Source organism: Mesorhizobium sp. M8A.F.Ca.ET.218.01.1.1 (assembly GCF_004791165.1).
In the GTDB taxonomy this organism is placed as follows: domain Bacteria; phylum Pseudomonadota; class Alphaproteobacteria; order Rhizobiales; family Rhizobiaceae; genus Mesorhizobium.
This window is the reverse complement of the sequence record NZ_SRUZ01000001.1, coordinates 156,098-179,595: the sequence shown is the minus strand read 5'-3', so window position 1 is coordinate 179,595 and position 23,498 is coordinate 156,098. Positions and strand designations below refer to the sequence as shown.

Below are 23,498 nucleotides of genomic sequence, written 5' to 3'. Positions count from 1 at the left end.
TCAACCACGGCGCGCCCGCAGCGCGCGCCGCATTGTCCCGGAATGCCTTGCCGGCCACGAAGCGGAGCCCCTGTCAGAGCAGCGGCTGGATGGCTGCGCAGACGCCCTTCAGCGCGTCTTCGACATTGGCGTCGGCCCGCCACAACGCGTCGACGCGCGGCGCCATCGCCGCGAAGATCTGCGGCACATGCTCATGCGAGGGATGGACGCGGCCGTTGACGATCGCAGCGGCCACGCTCTTCATCTGTTCCGGCGGGATCAGCTTGTTGGAATTGACAAAGGCGTTGCTCTCCAGAACGCTCTTGCGGGCCGGCGGGAAGAACTGCGCCATGACAGCCACATTGTCCCTGCTGGTCATCTCGGCGACCAACTGGGCGGCGAGCTCCGTGTTCTTGCCCGATGCAAAGACGGTCAGCGCGGCCTGGCCGATGACCGGAGCCTCGCCGGCAGGTCCCGAAGGCAGCGGAGCGATGCCCCATTTGAAACCCGCCTCGGGCATCTTCGAGGCTCGCGAAATCTGGTTCACGGTCATCGCCGAATTGCCGGAGAAATAGTCGCCCTGTTCCCCCGGCGGCACGATCGACTTGTCCTTGAACACCATGTCGTGGAGCTGCTTGACGGCGGCCACCGCTTCCGGCTTATCCAGGCCGCACTGGCCGTTGGCCCACAGATCGCCGCCATAGGCGCGCACGGGTGGCAGCAAGGCGTGCGTCATGCGCGATGCATAGCCTTCGCCGTCCTTGAACTCGAAGCCCCATTTGCCGGGATTGGCGTCGGTGACCTTCTTGGCGACCTCCTGGAATTTCTGCATGTTCCACTCGCCCTTCGCGGCAAGCTGGTTGGGATCTTCGAGACCCGCTTTGTCGAACATGTCCTTGTTGTAGTAAATCAGGAAAGGCGAGGTCGAGAACGGCATGCCGTAGACCTTGCCGTCCTTTTGCCAGAGCGCCATCGCCGGCTCGGAGAAATCCTCGAAATTGTATCCCTCGGTCGCCTTCAGCGTCGGGCCGATGTCCATGAGTAGGCCGGCGTTCTCGAAGGCCGGTGCGGCATCTTCCATCATCCAGGCGATATCGGGGGCGTTACCGCCGGCGACCTGGAAGGTGAGCTTCTGCGTATAGTCGGCGACCGGAACGGTCTCGAACTTCACCGTGACGCCCGGGTGCTTGGCGATGAAACCCGCGGCGATGCCGTTCAGCATCTTGAGATGGGCCTCGTTGCCGGTCCACACCGTCATCCGGAGTTCCTGGGCCATCGACTGTGCCGATAGGGCGCACAGCGCCACGGCCGATAGTGCGAGCTTGATTGCGGTCTTCATGATTTCCTCCCGAAACGCTGATGGTCACTCAACAACTGTGGGCGCGATATCAATGGCCCGGCCGGCGGCGTGTGGTCATGCTGTCGCTCCTGGCAAGGCACCGGGCGCGTCACCGATCGTCCAACCGCCATCGACGGGGATGTCGGCACCGGTGATGTAGCGGGCCGCATCGCTGCACAGGAAAACGAAAGCGCCGACGACGTCGTCGGGCTGGCCGTGGCGTTCGGCGGGAATCTTCGCCGCAACCGCCTGGCGGAAAGCGGCGTCCCGGTACCGCTCGGCGGTGGCCTCCGTCTCGATCGCGCCGGGCGACACCACATTCATGGTGACGCCATGAGGCGCGACGTCACGCGCCATGGCGCGCACCGCCGTCAGTTGCGCCGCCTTCAGCGACGCGTAGACGATCGTTTCGGCGCGCGGCCGCCTCGCCATCACGCTGCCGGTCGCCACCACGCGCCCCCATCCGCGCTTTGCCATGGCTGGAACCAGCCGCGTGGCCAAGGTGAACAGGGCCGTGAAGTTGGCCGCGACATGTGCCTGGATATGCGCTTCGTCGACTTCGCCCCAGGCACGGCGTCGCTCGATCGCGCCGTTCGAGACCAGGATGTCGATGGCGCCGTTGCCGACTTCGTCCGCAAAGGCCGACATTGCCCTGCTGTCGGTGAAATCGGCCTCGTGCACAACGGTGCCGAGACCGATGGCCGCAGCCGTGTCGCGCGCTCCGGCGGCGTCGCCGAAATGGTGCAGCGCGACCGTGGCCCCCTGCTGGGCAAGGGCGATCGCAACCGCGCGCCCGATGCCGGAGCTGGCGCCGGTGACCAGCGCTCGACGACCGGCAAGGGAAAAACGGTCCTGGCTCAAGGCGACGGCTCCCCGAGCTTGTCGGCGACCTCGAACGAAGCGATGTCGGCCGCGTCGAAGTGTTCGTGGACGCGCCGGTCCGCGAGGTCGGTGTCGCCCGCCGCGATCGCGTCATGGATTGCCTGGTGCCGTTCAACGGTGGCGCGCCAATCCGCCTCGGTGCGATTGGAGCGTCGTGAGAACAGCTCCGAAACCTCCCGTTGGACCGAACGCATCCCTTCCATCTGGATGCGGATCATGGAATTTCCAGTGGCTGTCGCGAGGCCGAGGTGGAACATGATGTCGGCCTGCGTGAAATCACCCGGCTTGCCAATGCCGGCCCGCATGTCGAGCAAAGCCTGGCGCATCAGGTCCAGCCCCCGCGGATCGCGGCGCTCGGCGGCAAGCCGGGCGATGCCGACCTCGATGACCCGGCGCATCTCGTTGGCTTCCTGAAGCCGCGTCAGGCTTGAACGGACGGCATAGGCATAGATGCGGTCCATAGGCTCGCCACTGAGCGCCTTGGCGCGCGCGACCTTGCCTTGCTGCGTCGACACCAGGCCCGCGCTGGTCAGCTGGCGCAGCGCCTCGCGTGCAATCGGCTTGGAGACGCCGAACTCCCGGGCGATCTCGCCTTCCGGCGGCAACGCCTCGCCAGGGGCGATGCGCCCGTCGAACAGCGCCGCTGCGATTGCATCTGAGACCCCATCCGCGAGGCGTGATGGGCTCGCGGGCTTCACGGCGAAAATCGATTTGCGTGCTGCTTCTGTGGCCATTCGGGATCCTCTTTTGGCTGCCTAGCACGATTGTCCCAAACATAGCAACTAAGTTTTCTGGTTGCTAAGTTTATAAGTGAGCGTTATGACGAGCCATCCGCAGGGACGAGGGAAGTCTGGTATCGATGCGCATGAGCGATCCAACCGTGGCCGGGCCGCTGAAGATTGCCGAGGTGATAGCCCATCCCCTCAGTCAGACGCTGCCCAGGCCGACGGTCACGTCATGGGGCGTCTACGAAAAGGTGTCGCTGGTTCTGGTCGAAGTGCGCACCACCGACGGCATTGGCGGGGTCGGCGAAACCCTGGCGCGATTTTCACCCAAGGCCTATGTCGAGTTGATCGAAAGTTCACTCAGGCCGCGCCTGCTCGGCCAGGACGCTCGCAACATCGGCGCCTTGTGGCAGTCGATGCGCCGCGCTTTGTCGGGCAGGGCAGGCGGTATGCTGATCGAGGCCATCGCCGGCGTCGATATCGCGCTATGGGATATACTGGGCAAGGCAACCGGACAGCCGATCGCCAAACTTCTTGGCGGCGTCGGACGTGATCGCATCGACGTCTACGCGGCGGCCGTCAACTGGGTCGACGACAAAGCCGCCGACGCTGAACTCGACCGCTACGTCGCCGAGGGTTTTACATGCATCAAGGTCAAGATGGCACGCCCTGTGCGGGACGCCTGCAAGCGCATCGAGCGCATCCGCAAGCGGGCCGGAGACGCGATCGGGCTCTGTGTCGATGCGAACTGGGCCTACAATCTGGACGAGGCCGTAGAGGTCGGCTGCGCGCTTTCGGCAAATGGCTATTTCTGGTTCGAGGAGCCGCTGCAGCCGGAGAACGAGCAGGGCTATGAGGAATTGCGTCGGCGCTGCGACGTACCGCTGGCCGGGGGCGAGAGCAATTTCACCCTCGACCAGGCGCAACGCCTGATCGCCAACCGCACGCTATCGGTGCTGCAGCCGGACGTGGCGCGCGCCGGCGGCATCTCCGAGACGCGCCGCATGGCCGAATACGCCGCCGCGCATGACGTCCGCTACGCTCCGCATATCGGCATGTCCGGCATCGTCTGCGAGACCGCAAGCGTCCACCTGGCAGCCGCTATGCCGAACTTCGGCGTGATGGAATGCGAGTGTGATGTCAGCCCGTTCAAGACGCATCTGGCCGATCTCGCGCCCGGCTGCGTCAGGCAGAAGAACGGCACGCTCGATGTCCCGCAAAAACCCGGGCTCGGCATCGAAATCGATTGGAAAGCCGTCAAGAAACTGAAAGCCGAATGAGGCCGAAGACCAGATGAAGAACCAGACTCCAGACCAGACCGGCGACCTGACCGAGGCGATGCGCTTGGCGCTGCTGCGCGCGGACCCCGCGCTCAGCCGTTTCGATCCGCTGCCGCGGATATTGTCGTTCGACAATTTCGCGCGCGGTCATTGCGGCTGGTCGCAGCTTGTCGGCAACTACGAGGACGATCTCGACACCATGCTGCCGGGCTACGCGCAGCACACCAGCGCGATGCTGTCGACGCTCGCCCACTGGGACGCGGGCTCGCATGGCGGGATGGATTCGTCCTATGCCCTCAAGATCGCGACGCGACCGGTGGCGGGCGCCCGCAACGTCGCCATCAAACGCCACACATTCCGCAAACGCGGGCCGATCCGTTTCGAAATTTATTTTACCTTCAAGCCGGAGGCCAACACGCTGAAGCTGTCCGAAACCGACGTGCGCTCCGTCGGCCTCCTCTTCGATCTGCAGGGCGGGGACCAGGACGGCAACAACGATCGCGTCATGCCGCATCTGCGCTTCTTGAACGCGCTCGACGGCCAGCATCTGCAGAAATGGCAGTACAAGCGCGAGACCGAAAGGATCACCCCGATCGGCACCGACAACAAGACGATCAGCCACTACCATCTGTCGCCGGAGGGCTGGGTCGATCTTCCCGGCGGATCGCAGCGTCTGTGCTACAACGAAATCCCCACCAAGGTGAACTGGACGTATTTGTGCTTCGATTTCGATCTGGCGACGATGACGGCGCTCGGGCTCAGGTGCAACGATCGCAGCTTTGATCTCTCGGGCTTCGATTCGATCCGCATCCCGGCGATGAAGAACCTGTGGTGCATGCTCAACTTCGGCCTTTTCGCCGAAACCGACGTCGCCAAACGAGCCTTCCTCTACGTCGATTCCATCTGCATCTCGGGAGATTTCTGATGCTGCCCGAGAACATCACCGCGGTCGTCTCCCGCAACGAACGCTGGCGTGGCGAAGCCGCCAGCGAGCCCTACGAGGCGGGATGGGCGCGCGAGGCGATCTTCTTCGTGCGGGCGCTCAAGCAACCCGTCGGCCCCATCGCCACGGCATGGGTCGAGGTCTCGCCGGACGGCATGCACTGGCTGCGCGAGGGCACCGAGTTTCCGATGCCAAAGGAGCGCGACGCCGTGGCGATGGCGCGGCTAGCCCATTTCGGCAACTGGCTGCGCGTCGCGGCAAGGTTCGACAGCGGCGCCGAATGTACAGTGCTGGTGACGCTGCACCTGAAGGCCTGAACCGGCTCGCGCCAACGTCACAGGCCTCGCCTACGGCTGGCCATCCCTCTTTCGATCTCATGGAGAAATCATGATCGACGCATACGCCACATTTGCCCCGGACAGCTTTGCCGGCAAGACTGTGCTGGTGACCGGTGCCGCAAGCGGCATGGGTTTCGAAACCGCCCGTGCATTCCTCTCCAAGGGGGCCGAGGTCGTGATGTGCGACCGTGATGCGGACGGCCTTGCAAGGCGCCATGAAGAGCTGGGCGGGATGGCCGGGACGCCGCACAAGGTGGTGGCCGACATGGGTGATCCCGACAGCATCGGGCGCATGTTCGACTATTGCGATGCCAGGCTGGCGCGGCTCGACAATGTCGTCACCTGTGCCGCGATTATCACCGCCAAGCGAATCCCCGACCAGGATTGGGCGCACTGGCAGCGCGTGCTGGGCGTCAACTTGCTGGGCACCTTCTTCACGGTCCAAGGCGCGGTGCAGCGCATGCAGGGCAGCGGCGGGGGAAACATCGTCTGCGTGGCATCGGACGCCGGCGTGCATGGCGGTGGCGGCCTTATCGCCGACACGGCCTATGCGGCCTCGAAGGCCGGCACGCTGTCGCTGGTGAAGTCGGTCGCGCGCGAACTGGCGGGAAAGGCGGTGCGCATCAACGCCCTCAATCCGGGGCCGACCGATTCGCCGATGCATTCCCACATCGACCCGGCCCTCAAGGACCGCATCGCAGCCAATCTGCCCATACGCCGCATGGGCCGGCCCGACGACATGGCCGCCGCGATCCTGTTCCTGTGCTCCGACGCCGCGAGCTTCGTCTATGGCGCGGCGCTCGACGTCGATGGCGGTTCGATGTTCCGCTGACCGGCGGGGCAGCCGCCCTGCGACGCTCGCTGACCCTCGCCGCCATAGAGCGTTCAGTCGGTCGGACGGTCCGCGGCCGAACGCCGTCCATCGATCCACAAGGCAAGCAAGGTGCAGGCCGCGCCCGAAAGCAGGTAGGCGCCCGCGGCGATGAGGCCGAAATTGCCGGCCAAAAGCAATGCCGCGAGTGGCGCGAAGCCGGCGCCGAACATCCAGGCGAGATCCGAGGTTATCGCCGAACCGGTATAGCGATGCTGTCGCGAAAAGCTCGATGCGACGACACCCGACGATTGCCCGAAGCTCAGCCCCAGCAGGATGAAGCCCAGCACCATGAACAGGGCCTCGCCAACGGTGCCGCCATCCAGCAGCTGCGGGGCAAAGCCGCTGAACGTCGCGATGGCGATCGCCGAACCGCCGAGCAGCGCGCGGCGTCCGACACGATCGGCGAGCGGGCCTGACGCGACGATGGCGGCGATGCCGAACAGCGCGCTCACCGCCTCGATCGCCAGGAAGCGCGCCGGCCCCTCATTGGTGAACAGGAACACCCAGGAGAGCGGAAACACCGTCACCATGTGGAACAGGGCGAAACTCGCCAGCGGCGCGAAGGCGCCGATAACGACATTGCGGCCCTCGGCCCTGATCGTGTCCCTTATGCGCGTCGGCTGGAGGTCGCCGCTCTCGTACAGTTTCGAGAATTCGGGCGTCACCACAATGCGCAGCCTGGCGAACAGGGCCACGACATTGATGGCGAACGCGACGAAGAAGGGATAGCGCCAACCCCAGGCAAGAAAGTCGTCGGCCGACAGGTTGGCGACGAAGAAGGCGAAGAGAGCGCTGGCCACGATGAGGCCGATCGGAGCCCCCAGTTGCGGGATCATGGCATAGAAGCCGCGCCGGTTCCGTGGCGCGTTCAGCGCCAGCAGCGAGGGCAGGCCGTCCCACGTCCCGCCGAGCGCCACGCCCTGCCCGATGCGGGCCAGTGCCAAAAGCCAGATCGCGAGCGCGCCGATATCGCCATAGGCGGGAAGGAACGCGATGGCGACGGTCGAGGTGCCGAGCAGGAACAGCGCGATCGTCAATTTCGCACCGCGACCGTAGGCGCGATCGACCGCCATGAACAGGACGGAGCCGAAGGGACGGGCGATGAAGGCCAGCGCGAAGATGGCGAAGGAGTAGAGCGTTCCGACGAGCGGATCATGCGTCGGAAACACCAGCTTGGGGAACACGATGACGGACGCGATCGCATAGACGAAGAAGTCGAAGAATTCCGACGTCCTGCCCACGATCACGCCGACCGCGATATCGCCCGCGCTGACCTGGCCATGATGCGAGCCGATCAACTCGCTGTTTGTTTCGGCAGTCGAAGTCTGAGCCATCTTGTCCGTCGCCACCGCGTGGATGAAATACCCGGGACGCATTTGTAGCAATCCCATTGTGCAATGCACACTGCGCCAGACCCGGCCCGGCTGGGCATTGGACAAATTGTCCAATGTCACCGTGCCGTCGCCGGCAGTAGCCCTCTGTCGATACCGCACTGCAACATCGCAACGCGCTGCGGCGATCCATCGAGGGCAGTGTCTGATGAAACGATTTGGAGCCTTGCTTCTGCTTTCCCTGGCCGGGCTGTTGAGCGGCTGCGACATGGTCGTGCTCGCGCCGGCGGGCGATGTCGCGGCCCAGCAGCGCGACCTGCTGGTGGTCTCGACCCTGCTGATGCTGATCATCATCGTGCCGGTTATGGCGCTGACGGTCTTTTTCGCCTGGCGCTACCGGCAATCCAACGCCTCGGCGACCTATGCGCCGGACTGGGACCATTCGACGAAACTGGAACTGGTGATCTGGGCGGCACCGCTCCTCATCATCATATGCCTTGGTGCGCTGACCTGGCTCGGCACCCACCTGCTCGACCCATACCGCCGCATCGACCGGATCGAACCCGGCCAGCCCGTCACTCAGCTTCACAAGCCCCTCAGGGTCGAGGTCGTGGCGCTCGACTGGAAATGGCTCTTCATCTATCCCGATTACGGCATCGCCTCCGTCAATGAGCTGGCGGCGCCGGTCAACCAGCCGATCGATTTCCGCATCACCTCGTCGGCGGTGATGAATTCCTTCTACATCCCAGCCCTTGCCGGACAGATCTACGCGATGCCGGCGATGGAGACGAAGCTGCACGCCGTCATCAACCGGCCGGGCACCTATAGCGGTTTCTCCGCCAACTACAGCGGCGCCGGCTTTTCGGGCATGCGTTTCGCCTTCCACGGCCTGTCCGACCAGGCCTTCGACCAGTGGGTGGCACAGGCCAGGACCGCGTCGGCGGCGCTCAACCGCGACAGCTATCTCGAACTCGAAAAGCCGAGCGAGAACGAACCGGTCCGGCACTACGCCTCCGTCGATCCCAACCTCTATGGCGCCATCCTCAATCTGTGCGTCGAGCGCGGTAAGATGTGCATGAACGAGATGATGTCGATCGACGCCAAGGGTGGTCTCGGTCTTGCCGGTGTGCGCAACACCTTGCCGCTGCAATACGACAAGCTCGCGCGGCGTGGCGCGGTGTTCGGAAACGACCCCTCCTATGTCGCCAGCATCTGCACGGCGGAAGAGGCGGCTGCCGTCTCACGCGCGTCGCGCGATGCCTGGCCGAGCTATTGGCCGGCGAAGAACCTGTCGCCGCTTCGCGGGGCGGGGCTGCTCCGGCCAGGAACAGACAGCCGCAGCGCCGAGGCGGATACGCCGCCTCTCGGCCTGCTGCGGCGTGAATTGTGAGAGACAGCCGATGCCCGATACGCTGACCAAATTCATTTTCGGCCGCCTCACCTTGGAGTCGCTGCCGCTGCACGAACCCATCGTCGTCGCCACCTTCGTCGCTGTGGCGCTCGGCGGCATCGCGCTTCTCGGCGCGATCACCTATTTCAAGCTCTGGACCTATCTGTGGCGCGAATGGTTCACCAGCGTCGACCACAAGAAGATCGGCATCATGTACATGGTGCTCGGCCTCGTCATGCTTTTGCGCGGCTTCTCGGACGCCATCATGATGCGGCTCCAGCAGGCCATCGCCTTCAACGGCTCCGAGGGCTACCTGAACTCACATCACTACGACCAGATCTTCACCGCCCACGGCGTCATCATGATCTTCTTCGTGGCGATGCCCTTCGTCACCGGGCTGATGAACTTCGTCGTGCCGCTGCAGATCGGGGCGCGCGACGTGTCCTTCCCATTCCTCAACAGTTTCTCGTTCTGGATGACGGTCGGCGGCGCCATCCTCGTCATGGCCTCGCTGTTCGTCGGCGAATTCGCCCGCACCGGCTGGCTTGCCTATCCGCCGCTCTCCGGCATCGGCTACAGTCCCGACGTCGGTGTCGACTACTATATCTGGGCGCTGCAGGTGGCGGGTGTCGGCACGACGCTGTCGGGCATCAACCTGATCTGCACGATCATCAAGATGCGCGCGCCCGGCATGACGATGATGCGCATGCCCGTCTTCACCTGGACGTCGCTCTGCACCAACGTGCTGATCGTCGCCTCCTTCCCGGTGCTGACGGCGGTGCTCTCGCTGCTCGCGCTCGATCGCTATGTCGGCACCAACTTCTTCACCAACGACTTCGGCGGTAACCCGATGATGTATGTGAACCTCATCTGGATATGGGGTCACCCGGAAGTCTACATCCTCATCCTGCCGCTGTTCGGCGTCTTTTCCGAGGTCACCTCGACCTTCTCCGGCAAGCGCCTGTTCGGCTACACCTCGATGGTCTACGCCACGGTGGTCATCACCATCCTGTCGTATCTTGTTTGGCTGCACCACTTCTTCACCATGGGCTCCGGCGCCAGCGTCAATTCCTTCTTCGGCATCACCACGATGATCATCTCGATCCCGACCGGGGCGAAGATATTCAACTGGCTGTTCACCATGTATCGCGGCCGCATCCGCTTCGAACTGCCGATGATGTGGACGCTGGCCTTCATGCTCACCTTCGTTGTCGGCGGCATGACCGGCGTGCTGCTTGCCGTGCCGCCGGCGGACTTCGTGCTGCACAACAGCCTGTTCCTGATCGCCCACTTCCACAATGTCATCATCGGCGGCGTGCTGTTCGGCCTGTTCGCCGGCATTGCCTACTGGTGGCCCAAGGCCTTCGGATTCAAGCTCGATCCGTTCTGGGGCAAGGTCTCGTTCTGGTGCTGGGTGGTCGGCTTCTGGTTCGCCTTCATGCCGCTCTACATCCTCGGCCTGATGGGCGTGACGCGCCGCATGCGTGTGTTCGATGATCCCTCGCTGCAGATATGGTTCGTCATCGCCGCCTTCGGCGCGGTGCTGATCGCCTGCGGCATCGCCGCCTTCCTGATCCAGATCTTCGTCTCCATCCGCAGGCGTGAGGCGCTTGCCGATCCGACCGGCGATCCCTGGGACGGCCGCACGCTCGAATGGTCGACCTCCTCACCGCCGCCCGCCTACAATTTCGCCTTCACGCCGGTTATTCGCGACAACGATGCCTGGTGGGAAATGAAGCAGGCCAGCTACATCAGGCCGCTCGCCGGCTTCAAACCGATCCACATGCCCAGCAACACCGGGACCGGCATCATCCTAGCCGCCTTCAGCGTCGCGCTCGGCTTCGGCCTGATCTGGTACATCTGGTGGCTGGCGGCGCTGAGCTTCGTCTGCCTCATCGCCACGGCGATCGGCCATACCTTCAATTATCACCGCGACTTCCACATTCCGGCGGCCGAAGTCTCGCAGACGGAGAAGACGAGGACCACGCTCCTCGCCGCTCAGGGTTAGGGTTTGAGCATGACATCGACGGCAATCACGGCCGACACCGAACCGGTCTTCCACCTGGAAGAAGAGCATGCGCACGCCGAAGGCGGCTCAACCATGCTCGGCTTCTGGCTTTACCTGATGAGCGACTGTCTGATCTTCGCGATGTTGTTCGCCGCCTATGGCGTGCTTGGCGGCAACTATGCGGCCGGGCCCGCGCCCAAGGACCTGTTCGACCTCGATCTGGTGGCGGTCAACACCGCCATGCTGCTCTTCTCCTCGATCACCTATGGCTTCGCCATGCTGACCATGGACAAGGGGCGCGTCGCGGCGACACAAGCCTGGCTTGCCGTGACCATGCTGTTCGGCCTGGCCTTCCTGTCGATCGAACTCTACGAATTCGCGCACATGATCCATGAAGGCGCCACGCCGCAGCGCAGCGCTTTCCTGTCGTCCTTCTTCACGCTCGTCGGCACGCACGGCCTGCACGTGACCTTCGGTATCGTCTGGATGGTGACGCTGATGATCCAGGTCGCGAGATACGGTCTCATCGAGGCCAACCGCCGCCGGCTGATGTGCCTCAGCATGTTCTGGCACTTCCTCGACGTCGTCTGGATCGGCGTCTTTACCTTCGTCTATCTGATGGGGATGTTGCGATGAGCGCTCACGATCATGCCGAGGGGCACGGCCACGCCCATGGTGGGGCAGCACACGGATCGCTCCGGGGCTATCTGATCGGCTTCATCCTGTCGGTGATCCTGACCGCCATTCCATTCTGGCTGGTCATGAGCGGCGTCATCGATGACAAGCAGGCCACGGCCATCGTCATCATGGCCTTCGCGGTCGTGCAGATCGTGGTCCACATGGTCTTCTTCCTGCATATGAACACCGCCTCGGAAGGCGGATGGTCGATGCTGGCGCTGATCTTCACGCTGATCCTGGTTGTCATCGTGCTGACCGGTTCGCTCTGGGTGATGTACCATCTCAACGCCAACATGATGCCCGGGCTGCACGACATGCGCGAGATGCCATGAGCCCGGCGGGCTCTGGGAGGACCACCATCGAGGCGATCGGACAAACAGGCATCGGCCCGCGTCCCGTCCTGCAAGAGCGCGGCGGCAGGTCGTCCGTGTCGCGCCTTGTCCTTGTACTGCTCGGGCTCCTCGGCGTGCTGGTGTTTGCCGGGCTCGGCATATGGCAACTGGAAAGGCGGGTCTGGAAGCTCGACCTGATCGCTCGTGTCGACCAACGCATTCATGCCCCGGTTGTCGATGCGCCTGGCCCGGAGAGCTGGAACGGCATCACCGCGGCCGGTTACGAATACAGCCATGTGCGATTGGCGGGACGCTACCAGGGCGGCGCCAACACGCTTGTGCAGGCGGTGACCGAGCTTGGCGGCGGCTATTGGGTGCTGACGCCGATGCGGACCGACCGTGGCTTCGTCGTGCTGGTCAACCGCGGCTTCATTCCCCTGGAGCGCAAGACTGAGTTCGAACGGGAGAGAGGCGGCCCAACGGCGCCGGCCGTCATCGACGGCCTGTTGCGCATGAGCGAACCCGGCGGCGGCTTCCTGCGCAAGAACGACACCACGGGCAATCGCTGGTATTCGCGAGACGTCGCCGCCATAGCAACCGCGCACGGCTTGACGAGCAATGTCGCTCCCTATTTCGTCGATGCGGAAGCGTCACGCATGGAGGGCTGGCCGCGCGGCGGCTTGACCGTCGTGACCTTCCGCAACAGCCACCTGGCATATGCTTTGACCTGGTTCGCGCTCGCTGCGATGCTCGCCATTGCCCTGGCCAGGCCGATGATCGGCCACGGCCGACGGCGAGGACCCGCGAGATGAGCGTCCCCACGCAAGCGCTTCATCATGACAAATCCCTGGTGGCGGCATCCCTAGCCGGCAAGAACGGGGCAGTATCGCACCCTGATGCAACGAACAGGAAGAACCTGTTCCTGCTCATCCAACTGCGTTGGCTGGCGGTGGCGGGTCAGGTGCTCACCATTCTGGCGACGGAATACTGGTTCGATATCCCATTGCCGCTGGCGGAGATGGCCGGCGTGGTGCTTTTCCTGTTGGGCCTCAACATCTTCAGCCTGCTGGTCCTGCGCGGTATCAGGCCTATCAGCAACACCCAGCTCTTCGTTGCGCTCATCTTCGACATGGCGGCACTGACGACGCAGCTTTACCTGAGCGGCGGTGCGTCCAATCCGTTCGTATCGCTCTATCTCCTGCAGATCACGCTTGGCGCGGCACTGCTGACGCCAAGGTTTACCTGGATCCTCGTGGCGGCTGCGTCGGCCTGCTTCGTCTTCCTCATCTTCCTCTTCCAGCCGATCGCGATCCCGCATCATGGCGGCAGCGATCTCCTGTCCCTGCATATAAGGGGCATGTTCATCTGCTTCGTGCTGGCGGCCGGACTGATCGTGATCTTCATGACGCGCATCAACCGCAATCTGCGCGAGCGCGACGCCTATCTCGCCGATCTGCGCCAGCGCTCGGCCGAGGAGGACCACATCGTGCGCATGGGCCTGCTGGCCTCCGGCGCCGCGCACGAACTCGGCACGCCGCTTGCCACGATATCCGTCATCCTGTCCGACTGGCGCCAGATGCGCACGCTCACGCGCAACCGCGAAATGGCCGCCGACATGGCCGAGATGCAGGCCCAGATCGAGCGCTGCAAGCGCATCGTGTCCGGGATCCTGATGTCTTCCGGCCAGGCGAGGGGCGAGGGAACGATACGCACGACCATTCGCGGTTTCCTCGACGATCTGGTCGAGGAATGGCGCATCAGTCGCCAGCCATTCAAGCTGGAATACAAGAACGATTTCGACCCGGACGAGCAGATCGTATCCGACACGGCGCTGAAGCAGGTCATCTTCAACGTGTTCGACAATGCCCAGGAAGCATCGCAGGATTGGGTCGGCGTCACCGCCGAGCGGCAGGGCGACAAGCTGGTGATTTCCGTGCGCGATCGCGGGCCGGGTTTCAACGAGGGTATTCTGGCAGCACTTGGCCAACCCTATATGTCGAGCAAGGGACGGCCGGGCGGCGGTCTTGGCCTGTTCCTCGTCATGAACGTGGTCCGGAAACTGGGAGGCGATTTTTCGGCGCGCAACATGGAACAGGGCGCCTGTGTTACTCTTTCGCTGCCACTTCCGGCGCTGACCGATGGAGATGATCGTGAGGCCTGATCGATCCCTGTTTATCGTAGAGGACGACGCCACCTTCGCCAAAACGCTGAAGCGCTCCTTCGAAAAGCGCGATTACGACGTCGTCGTCTGCCACGACCGGGAAGCATTGCTTAGCGCCCTCGAAACAACTGTTCCGGCTTACGCTGTCGTCGACCTCAAGCTTGGAGCCGGCGGCTCCGGACTGGAGTGCGTCAAGCTGCTCAGCGCCCGCGATGCTTCGATCAGGATTGTCGTGCTGACGGGGTTTGCCAGCATCGCCACGGCTGTCGAGGCGATCAAGCTCGGCGCGAGCCATTACCTGGCGAAACCCGCCAACACCGATGACATCGAAGCCGCCTTCGGCCGGGCCGAGGGCGATGTTTCCGTACCGCTCTCCTCCCGGCCCACCTCGATCAAGAATCTGGAATGGGAGCGCATCCACGAAACGCTGGTCGAAACCGGCTTCAACATCTCCGAAACCGCGCGCCGGCTTGGCCTGCATCGCCGCACTCTGGCCCGCAAGCTCGAGAAGCGCGTGGTGAGATAGCAGAGCGCATTTGCGTTCGCGATCGGGCCGGGTGCGACCATTCAGTGCTTCCGTGTGCGCTCCGGGATACCTATTTGTCTGAGATTCGCGGGCACCGGAGCAGGCAAGGACGTGGCGCAACGATCGGGCAGTGCTGATCTTCCCCTTCACGGCGGACGTGTGCCGAAATGGCTGGGCGATCGCATGACGCGTCTCGGCGCCGTCATGTCCGAGGCGATCATCCATCACTATGGCCGCAATGAATTGCTGCGGCGGCTGGCGCATCCGTTCTGGTTCCAGTCCTTCGGCGCCGTCATGGGCATGGACTGGCACTCGTCCGGCATCACGACCAGCGTCGTCGGCGCCTTGAAACGCGGTCTCACGCCGCTGTCGGGCGAGCTTGGCATTCATGTCTGCGGCGGCCGTGGCGCGCATTCGCGCAAAACCCCGCATGAATTAGCCGCCATCGGCGAGCGTATCGGCTTCGACGGCGCGCGCCTGGCAACCGCCAGCCGGCTGGTCGCCAAGGTGGACAGCGCCGCCGTCCAGGACGGTTTCGACCTCTATTTGCATGGCTTCATCGTCACCGACGACGGCGACTGGGTGGTGGTGCAGCAAGGCATGAACGGCGACAGCAAGGTGGCGCGCCGCTATCATTGGCTGTCCGAGGGTTTGAAGAGTTTCGTCGACCAGCCGCATGCCGCCATTGAAGGCGCCAACCAGGGCGAGATCGTCAACCTGACCGACCGGCGCGCCGAGGCCTCGCGCCAGGGACAGCTGGACCTGCTCCAGGATCTCGGGCCGGACCGCATCATTCGGGAGTTCGCCGCCTTGGAACCCGGTGCCGCGCCGGCTCCGGCGCAGCCATTGCTGCCGCATCTGGTCATGCCGGCTCACCATGATGTCCGCGAAAGCGATGTCGTGATGCATCGCCTTCACGGCAACATGGCCGCCGCCGCCGAGCGGGGTCCCGCCGATTTCGCCGAGCTTCTCCTGGTTCCCGGCGTCGGCGCCCGCACGGTGCGCGCATTAGCGCTGGTTGCCGAAGTGGTGCATGGCGCGCCGTGCCGGTTTTCGGACCCGGGCCGTTTTTCGCTGGCGCATGGCGGCAAGGACAGGCATCCGTTCCCTGTTCCGCTCAAGGTCTATGACGAGACGATCGGTGTGTTGAAGTCCGCCGTGCAAAAGGCCAGGCTTGGCCGCGAAGAGGAAATCGGCGCATTGAGGCGGCTCGACGATCAGTCGCGGCAGGTCGAGCGATACGTCACCGGTCCCAGCCTGAAGGAGATTGTCGCCGGCGAATTCGACCAGTCGCATCTGCTTGGCGGCCGCAGTGTCTTTGGTTGGGAACCGCCGCCGGATGAGGTGACCGCCGGGCAGAACAAAAAGGCGTGACGGGTCGCTGGCGGGGTATCACGCCACGCGACGGTAGCTGTGACGATCCTTGATGAATTTATTGAAGAAGCGGCCTTTCGAGGAAGCCCTCATGAACGCCGCATAGGTAGCCGGGGAGACTTCCTCATAGTCATAGCGGTTGCCGTGCGGCACGAACCAGACCGAGAGGGTCCTGGTCGCGGGATCATATTGCGTGCTTCGAATGACGTTCGACGGCATGGTGGCACCTGACGGCTCCTCCGATTAACCCGCCAGGCATGGTCCGGTTCCGTACCGCCCGAAGGTGCTACCTGTCGCGTGGATTGCCGAATTTCTCGTCGCGCTTCCTCGAATATCGACCGATGTGCGGCAGCTCGTCGGCAAAGTCGACCCAAGGCAGCCTCAGGTCCCAATAGGCATGGGCATGTGGCTGCAGCCCTTCGGGTCTGTCGAAGAACCCGATTGTCAGATACAACTCGTCCGGCAGGCCTTCGTCGCTATAGCCTATGGAGCTCCCACAGTCGGGACAGAAAGTACGGACAACGCCCGGCGTCCTGGAGAAAGCCTTTGGCGTTCCCTTCAAAAGGCGGAACTGACTCGGCCGATATCCGACCCAGATGGTGAGCGGACTGCCGATCGCCCGTCGGCAATCGTCATCGTGATCGTAGCATATCCAGAAAGGCTCACCGTCCATGGCGGCGGCAATCGCACCGCAAAAGCAGGCCCCGGTTTCAACGCGCGGCATCCGGCACTCCAAGGCTGGAACAAGTCCGGCGGCCTCCGACGGAACCGCCGTCTCCTAAACTTTCACGCCGCTCCGGTGTTCCGTTGCGCCGGTTTCGAGATGTGTCCGAGGCAAGCAAGCGCGGTTCCCGTCTTGCCCTGTGGTCCGGCCTTCACCATCTAGGCACGATGTCGCCGCTCAAACCGAAAACAGCCGGCCGTGTGGCCCAGTACGATCTCTTTGGTGCCGCTCAGGATGATTTGCCGGAGGGCTTCGCGTACCAGCCCGGACTGATCACGCCGCAAGAGGAAATCGAACTTGTCCGACAGCTTGAAGGACTGCCCTTCAAGGCCTTCGACTTCCACGGCCATCTGGCGAACCGGCGTGTCGTCGGTTTTGGCCTTCGCTACGATTATGACCGGCGCGAGGTCGTCGAGGCACCGCCGATCCCTGACTTTCTGCTGCCCCTGCGCGAAAAGGTCGCGGCCTTTGCGCGCCGGCCCACCGACGCCTTCGCCCAGGTCTTGATCAATGAATACCGGCCCGGCGCTGGTATCGGCTGGCACCGCGACAAGCCTCATTTCGAGGACGTCGCGGGCGTCTCGCTGCTGGCGCCCTGCGATTTCCGCCTTCGGCGCGAGAACGGATCTGGATGGGAGCGCCGGACCGTCACTGTCGAGCCGAGATCGGCCTATCTCATGACGGGCTCTTCGCGAACAGAATGGGAGCACAGCATCCCGCCGCTTGCCGAGCACCGCTACTCGATTACCTTGCGGACATTGCGGTCTCGGAATTCCTGAGCTGCGCTGAGGTGTGCAGGGGAAGCTGCCCGCATCCATCTCGCCATAAGTGCTCAACCCGACCCGCGTGCGGCGGAGCGGGTTGAGCAATGTCGTGCTGTTAAATTTTCCTGGAATTGCTCCTAGGTCAGGATCAGCACGATCTTGTAGGTATCCGGATCGACGATGACGATCCGGCCGTCGGCGAGAACGAAATACTCGTAGGCTTCGTAGGCCGGAACGATCTTGACGATGCGAGCCGGCAAACGATGCAGCCTGATCTTGTGCCGCGGGACTTCGATGCCGACGGAGACGTCGAAATTGACGCTGGCGACCGGCTCGACCTTGGTTTCCCTGAACACCTGGGTGATCTGGGTCTTCTGTTCGACCGTCACATTGTTGATGGACGCGGTCGAAGTCTTGTCCTGCGTGGAGGCCTTACCCTGAGCCTGCTGATCGGTCTGGACCTTAGCCTTGCCCTGGGCCTGCTGGTCCGTAGTGGCGCCTGCCTTGCCCTGGGCCTGCTGATCGGTCTGGACCTTAGCCTTGCCCTGGGCCTGCTGGTCCGTAGTGGCGCCTGCCTTGCCCTGGGCCTGCTGATCGGTCTGGACCTTAGCCTTGCCCTGGGCCTGCTCGTCCGTCTTGGTGCCTGCCTTGCCCTGAGCCTGCTGATCGGTCTGGACCTTGGCCTTGCCCTGGGCTTGCTCGTCCGTCTTCATCTTGGCCTTGCCCTGAGCCTGCTGATCAGTCTGGGACTTGGTGCCCTGTGCCTGGTCCTTCATCTTCGAGCCGTTTTGGCAGTTGGTCGTGCCGGATGCGCAGTTCGTATCCGCTCCTGATTGGCTTTCGGCGGGCTGCCGTGTCTGAGCCATCGCCGTCCCGCAGCCGAGCCCGATCGCAAGCATGCTGGTCATGAGAACATGTTTCATAGGAAATCTCCTTCGGAGAGTTCGTCCCTTCAAGGGGGGAACTTCGACCAAAAAAGATTGTTCCGGACTGGATGCGTTAATGCCGCCACCCACGGCTGGATCCGAGCCCCTCGGGACCGATCACATGATGCCGAAAGTCCTGTAGGCTTCCACCGCGCTCATGCCTTCGCGGATCGCCCTGGCGACGAGCTTTTCGCCACGCACTTTTTCCAAGGCCAGCCGCACCACTTCTTCCTCGGCCTGTCGCGGGATGACGATAACGCCTTCCTTGTCGCCGAACAGCAGCGTCCCCGGCTCGATCCGCACGCCGCCGATTTCGAGCGCGCAGCGATAATCGATCACCTTGCCGCGCACGCCCTGGTCCTGTGCGTAGTAACCGGTGCAGAAGCAGGGAAATCCAAGCGCCTTGATGCCGTCCGTGTCGCGGGCGAAGCCGTCGACCAGGGCGCCGTGCGCGCCGAGGATTTTGGCGCGCGTCGACATCAGCTCGCCCCACAGGGCGTAACGGGGCGAGGCACCGCTCGCGACGTAGATCTCGCCGGGCTTCAGATCGTCCAGCGCCTCGAACATCAGCCCGAACGGCTTGGTCATCAGCGGATTGTGCGTCGGCTCGTCGGACAGGAAGATATCTGTTTCAAGCACCGGCATGGCCCGGCCGAGCAGGTGCGTCTTGTCGTCGACCGGCTTGAACACCGGCGGCAGGAACTGGTGTTGCAGCCCGAGCGTATCCATCACGTCGCCAACCACGGCGACGAACAGTTCGGTTTCGAACAGGCGATACATTTCGGCGTCGTCACCATCGAGGCGGGTCGATCCGGTCATCAGGCTTGCCTCCGAAGGTCGGTGGATGGGGCGGTGCGGGAAGGCCCGAGGGCCGTGGCGTTCTGCACCAGCGCACGCATATAGCCGAGTGCAAAAGCCTTGCCGGCATGCCAAGGCGCGTCGCAGGACATTTCCGGCGTATGGTCGGGGATCATCACGCCTTGATAGTTCTCATCGCGCAGGATGCGGACGATCTCGGCCATGTCGATGTCGCCATCATCGACGAAGGTCTCGTGATATCTGGGCACCTTGCCGCGCACGTTGCGGAAATGGATATAGCCGATACGGCCGCGTCGGGCGAAGCGCCTGACGTGGCCGTAAATATCCTCCGTGCCAGGCATCTCCTGAAGCGAGCCGAGACAGAGTTCCAGACCGTTGGACGGCGAGTCGACGATGTTCATCAGCCGGTCGTATTTTTCCGGCCGGTTGACCAGCCGCGCCGCCCCGCGCAATGCTTCGGCCGGCGGATCGTCGGGATGCGCCGCCAGCATGACGCCAGCCTCTTCGGCCACCGGGACGATCTCGCGCAGAAACACGTCCAGGCGCTGCCAAAGTTCCTCGCTGCTGACGCGCACGGGTTCCGCATCCGGCCTTCCCGCACGGTAACGCATGTTCCAGACGACGCCGTCTGGCAGCGGCAGATCGGCATCGATGGCGGAGAGATCGAGCCCGACCGACATCGCCTCGCCGCGCGCGAAAGGTCCACGCGACCAGCCCCAGACCCCGGCAATCGAGAAATTATAGCCGATGCAGGGAATGCCGGCGCGCCCGGCGTCGCGGATAAGGCGCTTCAGCCCCTCGATCTGCTTTGCCCTGTCGGGACCACCGAGCAGGATGTCGGACCAGAAGCGAGGCGAGAAATTCTCGATCGCGGCTATTTCCAGACCATTGTCGCGCACGGTCTTCACCAGGCCGGCGAAATCCTCGTAATTCCAGAGTTCGTCGGCGGAGCAGTCGCCCCAGCCTTCTTTCTCGCTGCCGGCGGACAGCGAAGGGTCGCGGCCGCGAAAATAGTTGGTGAGGTGGGCAACGATGTGGGTCGCGCCTGCCTGTCGGGCAAAGCGGAAATTATCCGGCGTGAGCGACTCCCGGTAAAGGCCAAGACCGATCTTCATGGTGCTACTTCACGCCAATGCCGGCGGTCAGCCCGCCATCTATTCTGTAATCGGCGCCGGTGCAGAATCCGGCCTTCGACGAGCACAGGAACGCGATAAGCTCCGCCACTTCCTCGGGCTCGCCGATGCGGCCGAGCGGATGGGCGGCGCCAAAGCGCCTGTAGGCCTCTTCGACGTCGGCATCGCTGCCATTGTTGCCGCGCGCGGCTTTCTCCAGGATCGGTGTTCGGATCGAACCCGGGCTGACCGAATTCACCCTTATGCCCGATGCGGCGTAATCGAGCGCCAGCGACCGCGTCAGCGTGTGGATGGCGCCCTTGGTCGTGGCGTAGGCGGCGACATTCTGCTGGCAGGCAAAGCCCTGCACCGAGGCGACGTTGACGATGGCACCGCCGCCGCGCTTGACCATTTCCGGGATGCCGAAATGCGCGGTCAGGTAGATCGAGCCGACATTGACCGTCATCGCCCGGTTCCAGGTTTCCCAGTCGGTCGTCGTTGCCGTTCCATAGGGATGCACCGCCGCCGAATTGACGATGACATCGATGCCGCCGAATTTCGCGACGCCGGCCGCGACCGCCTCGCGCACCTCGTCGGCAACGGAGACGTCTACGGTTTGCACCAAAGCGCTCGCCCCGGCCTTGGCGAGGCTTTCCTGCATGGCGGCGTTGGCTGCCCTGTCGATGCCGCAAGCGACGATCGAGGCACCACCTTGGGCCAGGCGCCTGGCGGTGGCCAGCGCGATGCCGGTCGTGCCGGTGATCAGCGCAACCTTGTTCTCGAAATCAAGCATGGGGCAAATCCTTGGGAAGTGTTCTGTCTGGCGACGGGGTCACCGGCGCGGTTCGGGCGTTTTCGAGATCGTCGGGAACGAAGCGCAGGCCGAAGTCGAGGTGCCGGCTCATCAGGTAGCTATAGGCGATGCGGTCGCGCGCACGCAGCGCCGCGATGATCTCGCCATGGGCGTGGCGTGTTTCGCTCAGCACCGGCCGGATGGATTTGCCGACGGTCATGATGTGGAGGATGACCGGCGACAGGAACTGGTAGGTCTGCACCAGCATGCGGTTGCCGGCGAGCTTCATCAGCGCCAGGTGGAAATCGAAATCGCGCTGCGCCGCCTCCTGCACATCCCTGGCGGTTTCGATCAGGCCATTGACCTCGTCCAGGGCGTCGAGTTCGGCGATGCCGGCATTGAGGATGATGTGATCGCCGACGCTCACCTCGATGATGCGGCGAAATCCCTGTATGTCGTGAAAGGACGTCTTCGATATGTCCATTTGCGCGGCAAAGAAATTCTGGATCGCGACGCTCTGCCTGTCGGCCAGCACCGCGCCGACACGCGGCTTGGGGTCGATCAGGCCATAGGTGCGGATGGTGCGCAGCGCCTCGCGAATCGTGTTGCGGCTGGCGCCGAACAATTCGCCGAGCTCCCGTTCCGTAGGCAGGACGTCGCCGACGGACAAGGCCCGATTGCGAATGAGGTCGAGGATCTGCCGCACCGTCTGGTCGACGGCCGAACTGCTGATTCCTGCTTCTTCAGACGCTTCCATCGGCTCGCGGCTCGCCTGTTCCAACAGCTAGTTCCTTGCGATTTGTTGGACCAGATTAGAGTTCTGTCGATCAAAAATCAACCTTGAGCGGCAATAAAGGTTCTGTTGACAGGATGGTGGTCCAACAATATGGTCGCCGCCAAACAGTGAGGAGACTTCATGGAACAGTGTTGGCGCTGGTACGGTCCCGATGATCCGGTGACGCTCGAGCATGTCAAACAGGCTGGCGCCACCGGCGTGGTTTCGGCGCTCCACCAGATTTATGACGGCAGGGCCTGGCCCGAGGCCGATGTGCTCGAGCGCAAGCGCATCATCGAGGCCGCTGGGCTGACCTGGTCGGTTGTCGAGAGCATCCCGGTCCACAATTCGTTCAAGATCGGCGCGCCGGAGCGCGAGCGCTATGCCGGCTATTATCGCGACAGCATCCGCGCGCTCGCCAAGGCCGGCATCGCGACGATCTGCTACAATTTCATGCCGGTGGTCGACTGGACCCGTACCGATCTGGCCTACCGGCTGCCGACGACGGGCTACGCCTTGCGTTTCGACGCCATCGACTTTGCCGCCTATGATCTCTTTGTCCTGCAGCGCAAGAATGGCGCGGCAAGCTACACGCCGGCGCGTATCGCCGAGGCCGAGCAACGCCTGAAGGCGCTGACGCCGGAGCAGATCGACCAGATCGAGCGCAACCTGATCGCCGGCCTGCCGGCAACGGAGCGCAGCTATAACAGGGACAGTTTCCGCGAGGCCCTGGCGGAATACGATGCGATCGGGCCGAAGGAACTGCGCGACAACCTCGCCTGGTTCCTGCGCGAGATCATTCCGGCGGCTGAAGAGGCGGGGGTGCGCATGTGCATCCACCCCGACGATCCGCCATTCTCGCTCTATGGCCTGCCGCGCGTCGTTTCCACGGCCGAGGATGCGCGTTTCATCCTCAACGCTGTCGACAGCCCCGCCAATGGCTTGACCTTCTGCACTGGTTCCTACGGCACGCGCGCCGACAACGACATCGTCGCCATGGTCAAGGAATTCGCCGACCGCATCCATTTCGTCCATCTGCGCAACATCACCATCGAGGACGACGGCTCGTTCTATGAGGCCGAGCATCTCGAGGGTGGCACTGACATGGCGCATGTCATCCTCGCTTTGATGCAGGAAGAGGCGCGCCGCCGCGCACAAGGCCGCGCCGACTGGCGAATCCCGATGCGGCCGGATCATGGCCACCTGCTCGCAGACGACATCGGCAAGAAAAAGATCAATCCCGGCTACTCGCTGATCGGTCGGCTGAAGGGCCTCGCCGAGCTGCGCGGCATCATGCGCGCCGTCGAGCGGTTCGGCCTGGCCTGAGGCCATCGGAAGGCGAACTGCCGTTTGCATATGTAAAAGTTACTTGTCTATGTGAAAATACCTGCTACTAGTCGGCGGGCCGGGCAGTCATGCCCGGCT

At 63.5% G+C, this 23,498-nt stretch carries 25 protein-coding genes; 14 read left to right on the top strand and 11 right to left on the bottom strand.

Features of this window, described 5'->3' with window-relative positions; all coding sequences use genetic code 11:
• Nucleotides 1-73: 73 nt before the first annotated feature.
• The 3 genes from EN861_RS00920 to EN861_RS00910 form a co-directional block, all read right to left on the bottom strand.
• Nucleotides 74-1,318 carry a sugar ABC transporter substrate-binding protein gene (locus tag EN861_RS00920; protein ID WP_135861875.1) on the bottom strand — a complete coding sequence of 415 codons (1,245 nt, stop codon included), beginning with the start codon at nt 1,316-1,318 and terminating at the stop codon, nt 74-76.
• Between the two features lie 75 nt (nt 1,319-1,393).
• Nucleotides 1,394-2,179: an SDR family oxidoreductase gene (locus tag EN861_RS00915; protein ID WP_135861873.1), complete on the bottom strand. Its 786-nt coding sequence runs from the start codon at nt 2,177-2,179 to the stop codon at nt 1,394-1,396.
• Complete coding sequence (locus EN861_RS00910; RefSeq protein WP_135861871.1) at nt 2,176-2,934, bottom strand: FadR/GntR family transcriptional regulator; 759 nt, start codon at nt 2,932-2,934, stop codon at nt 2,176-2,178. The genes EN861_RS00915 and EN861_RS00910 overlap by 4 nt, the downstream gene beginning before the upstream one ends.
• 131 nt (nt 2,935-3,065) lie before the next feature.
• Here EN861_RS00910 and EN861_RS00905 point away from each other — a divergent pair, with 131 nt between their 5' ends.
• From EN861_RS00905 to EN861_RS00890, 4 genes are all read left to right on the top strand, one after another.
• Nucleotides 3,066-4,205 carry a mandelate racemase/muconate lactonizing enzyme family protein gene (locus EN861_RS00905; RefSeq protein WP_245511975.1) on the top strand — a complete coding sequence of 380 codons (1,140 nt, stop codon included), beginning with the start codon at nt 3,066-3,068 and terminating at the stop codon, nt 4,203-4,205.
• Between the two features lie 58 nt (nt 4,206-4,263).
• Nucleotides 4,264-5,130, top strand: coding sequence for a DUF6772 family protein (locus EN861_RS00900; protein WP_127275846.1), 867 nt, complete (start codon nt 4,264-4,266; stop codon nt 5,128-5,130).
• The gene (locus EN861_RS00895; protein WP_127275836.1) at nt 5,130-5,465 is read left to right on the top strand and encodes a hypothetical protein; all 336 of its coding nucleotides are present in this window, start codon (nt 5,130-5,132) and stop codon (nt 5,463-5,465) included. The genes EN861_RS00900 and EN861_RS00895 overlap by 1 nt, the downstream gene beginning before the upstream one ends.
• A 70-nt stretch (nt 5,466-5,535) precedes the next feature.
• Entirely contained in the window at nt 5,536-6,318 is a 783-nt protein-coding gene (locus EN861_RS00890) for an SDR family oxidoreductase (RefSeq protein ID WP_127275835.1), read from the top strand.
• Between the two features lie 53 nt (nt 6,319-6,371).
• On the opposite strand, the gene EN861_RS00885 is transcribed toward EN861_RS00890, so the two are convergent.
• Nucleotides 6,372-7,694, bottom strand: coding sequence for an MFS transporter (locus tag EN861_RS00885; RefSeq protein ID WP_127275845.1), 1,323 nt, complete (start codon nt 7,692-7,694; stop codon nt 6,372-6,374).
• Between the two features lie 205 nt (nt 7,695-7,899).
• Between EN861_RS00885 and cyoA the strand changes: the two genes are divergently transcribed.
• The 8 genes from cyoA to EN861_RS00845 all read left to right on the top strand — a co-directional run bounded on the left by cyoA (nt 7,900) and on the right by EN861_RS00845 (nt 16,160).
• Nucleotides 7,900-9,081 carry a ubiquinol oxidase subunit II gene (gene cyoA / locus EN861_RS00880; protein WP_127275834.1) on the top strand — a complete coding sequence of 394 codons (1,182 nt, stop codon included), beginning with the start codon at nt 7,900-7,902 and terminating at the stop codon, nt 9,079-9,081.
• Between the two features lie 10 nt (nt 9,082-9,091).
• Nucleotides 9,092-11,089 (top strand): cytochrome o ubiquinol oxidase subunit I, encoded by a 1,998-nt coding sequence (gene cyoB / locus EN861_RS00875; RefSeq protein WP_135861867.1) that lies wholly within the window; start codon nt 9,092-9,094, stop codon nt 11,087-11,089.
• 9 nt (nt 11,090-11,098) lie between these two features.
• Nucleotides 11,099-11,725 (top strand): cytochrome o ubiquinol oxidase subunit III, encoded by a 627-nt coding sequence (gene cyoC / locus EN861_RS00870; RefSeq protein ID WP_135861865.1) that lies wholly within the window; start codon nt 11,099-11,101, stop codon nt 11,723-11,725.
• Entirely contained in the window at nt 11,722-12,099 is a 378-nt protein-coding gene (gene cyoD / locus EN861_RS00865) for a cytochrome o ubiquinol oxidase subunit IV (protein WP_127275832.1), read from the top strand. The genes cyoC and cyoD overlap by 4 nt, the downstream gene beginning before the upstream one ends.
• On the top strand, nt 12,096-12,911 hold the full coding sequence (locus EN861_RS00860) for an SURF1 family protein (protein ID WP_135861863.1): 816 nt from the start codon (nt 12,096-12,098) through the stop codon (nt 12,909-12,911). Before cyoD ends, EN861_RS00860 begins: the two co-directional genes overlap by 4 nt.
• The gene (locus EN861_RS00855; protein WP_127275830.1) at nt 12,908-14,260 is read left to right on the top strand and encodes an ATP-binding protein; all 1,353 of its coding nucleotides are present in this window, start codon (nt 12,908-12,910) and stop codon (nt 14,258-14,260) included. Before EN861_RS00860 ends, EN861_RS00855 begins: the two co-directional genes overlap by 4 nt.
• Nucleotides 14,250-14,786 (top strand): response regulator transcription factor, encoded by a 537-nt coding sequence (locus EN861_RS00850; protein WP_189343529.1) that lies wholly within the window; start codon nt 14,250-14,252, stop codon nt 14,784-14,786. Before EN861_RS00855 ends, EN861_RS00850 begins: the two co-directional genes overlap by 11 nt.
• 111 nt (nt 14,787-14,897) lie before the next feature.
• Nucleotides 14,898-16,160 carry a DUF763 domain-containing protein gene (locus EN861_RS00845; protein WP_135861861.1) on the top strand — a complete coding sequence of 421 codons (1,263 nt, stop codon included), beginning with the start codon at nt 14,898-14,900 and terminating at the stop codon, nt 16,158-16,160.
• Between the two features lie 18 nt (nt 16,161-16,178).
• On the opposite strand, the gene EN861_RS00840 is transcribed toward EN861_RS00845, so the two are convergent.
• Together EN861_RS00840 and EN861_RS00835 are read right to left on the bottom strand one after the other, a co-directional pair.
• On the bottom strand, nt 16,179-16,379 hold the full coding sequence (locus tag EN861_RS00840; protein ID WP_127281024.1) for a KTSC domain-containing protein: 201 nt from the start codon (nt 16,377-16,379) through the stop codon (nt 16,179-16,181).
• A gap of 67 nt (nt 16,380-16,446) precedes the next feature.
• Nucleotides 16,447-16,833, bottom strand: a complete 387-nt coding sequence (locus EN861_RS00835) for a GFA family protein (protein WP_245511998.1) — start codon at nt 16,831-16,833, stop codon at nt 16,447-16,449.
• Nucleotides 16,834-17,051: 218 nt separating this feature from the next.
• Here EN861_RS00835 and EN861_RS00830 point away from each other — a divergent pair, with 218 nt between their 5' ends.
• The gene (locus EN861_RS00830) at nt 17,052-17,663 is read left to right on the top strand and encodes an alpha-ketoglutarate-dependent dioxygenase AlkB (protein WP_127281025.1); all 612 of its coding nucleotides are present in this window, start codon (nt 17,052-17,054) and stop codon (nt 17,661-17,663) included.
• A gap of 122 nt (nt 17,664-17,785) precedes the next feature.
• Here EN861_RS00830 and EN861_RS00825 read toward each other — a convergent pair whose 3' ends face one another.
• The 5 genes from EN861_RS00825 to EN861_RS00805 form a co-directional block, all read right to left on the bottom strand.
• Entirely contained in the window at nt 17,786-18,571 is a 786-nt protein-coding gene (locus EN861_RS00825; RefSeq protein ID WP_135861859.1) for a DUF1236 domain-containing protein, read from the bottom strand.
• A 120-nt stretch (nt 18,572-18,691) separates the two neighbouring features.
• Entirely contained in the window at nt 18,692-19,393 is a 702-nt protein-coding gene (locus EN861_RS00820; protein WP_127278944.1) for an RraA family protein, read from the bottom strand.
• The gene (locus EN861_RS00815; protein WP_135861857.1) at nt 19,393-20,508 is read right to left on the bottom strand and encodes a mannonate dehydratase; all 1,116 of its coding nucleotides are present in this window, start codon (nt 20,506-20,508) and stop codon (nt 19,393-19,395) included. Before EN861_RS00815 ends, EN861_RS00820 begins: the two co-directional genes overlap by 1 nt.
• A gap of 4 nt (nt 20,509-20,512) precedes the next feature.
• Nucleotides 20,513-21,298, bottom strand: a complete 786-nt coding sequence (locus EN861_RS00810) for an SDR family oxidoreductase (RefSeq protein WP_135861855.1) — start codon at nt 21,296-21,298, stop codon at nt 20,513-20,515.
• Nucleotides 21,291-22,079: an FCD domain-containing protein gene (locus EN861_RS00805; RefSeq protein ID WP_245511974.1), complete on the bottom strand. Its 789-nt coding sequence runs from the start codon at nt 22,077-22,079 to the stop codon at nt 21,291-21,293. The genes EN861_RS00810 and EN861_RS00805 overlap by 8 nt, the downstream gene beginning before the upstream one ends.
• A gap of 135 nt (nt 22,080-22,214) precedes the next feature.
• Between EN861_RS00805 and uxuA the strand changes: the two genes are divergently transcribed.
• Nucleotides 22,215-23,399, top strand: a complete 1,185-nt coding sequence (uxuA, locus tag EN861_RS00800; protein WP_135861853.1) for a mannonate dehydratase — start codon at nt 22,215-22,217, stop codon at nt 23,397-23,399.
• Nucleotides 23,400-23,498: the final 99 nt, after the last annotated feature.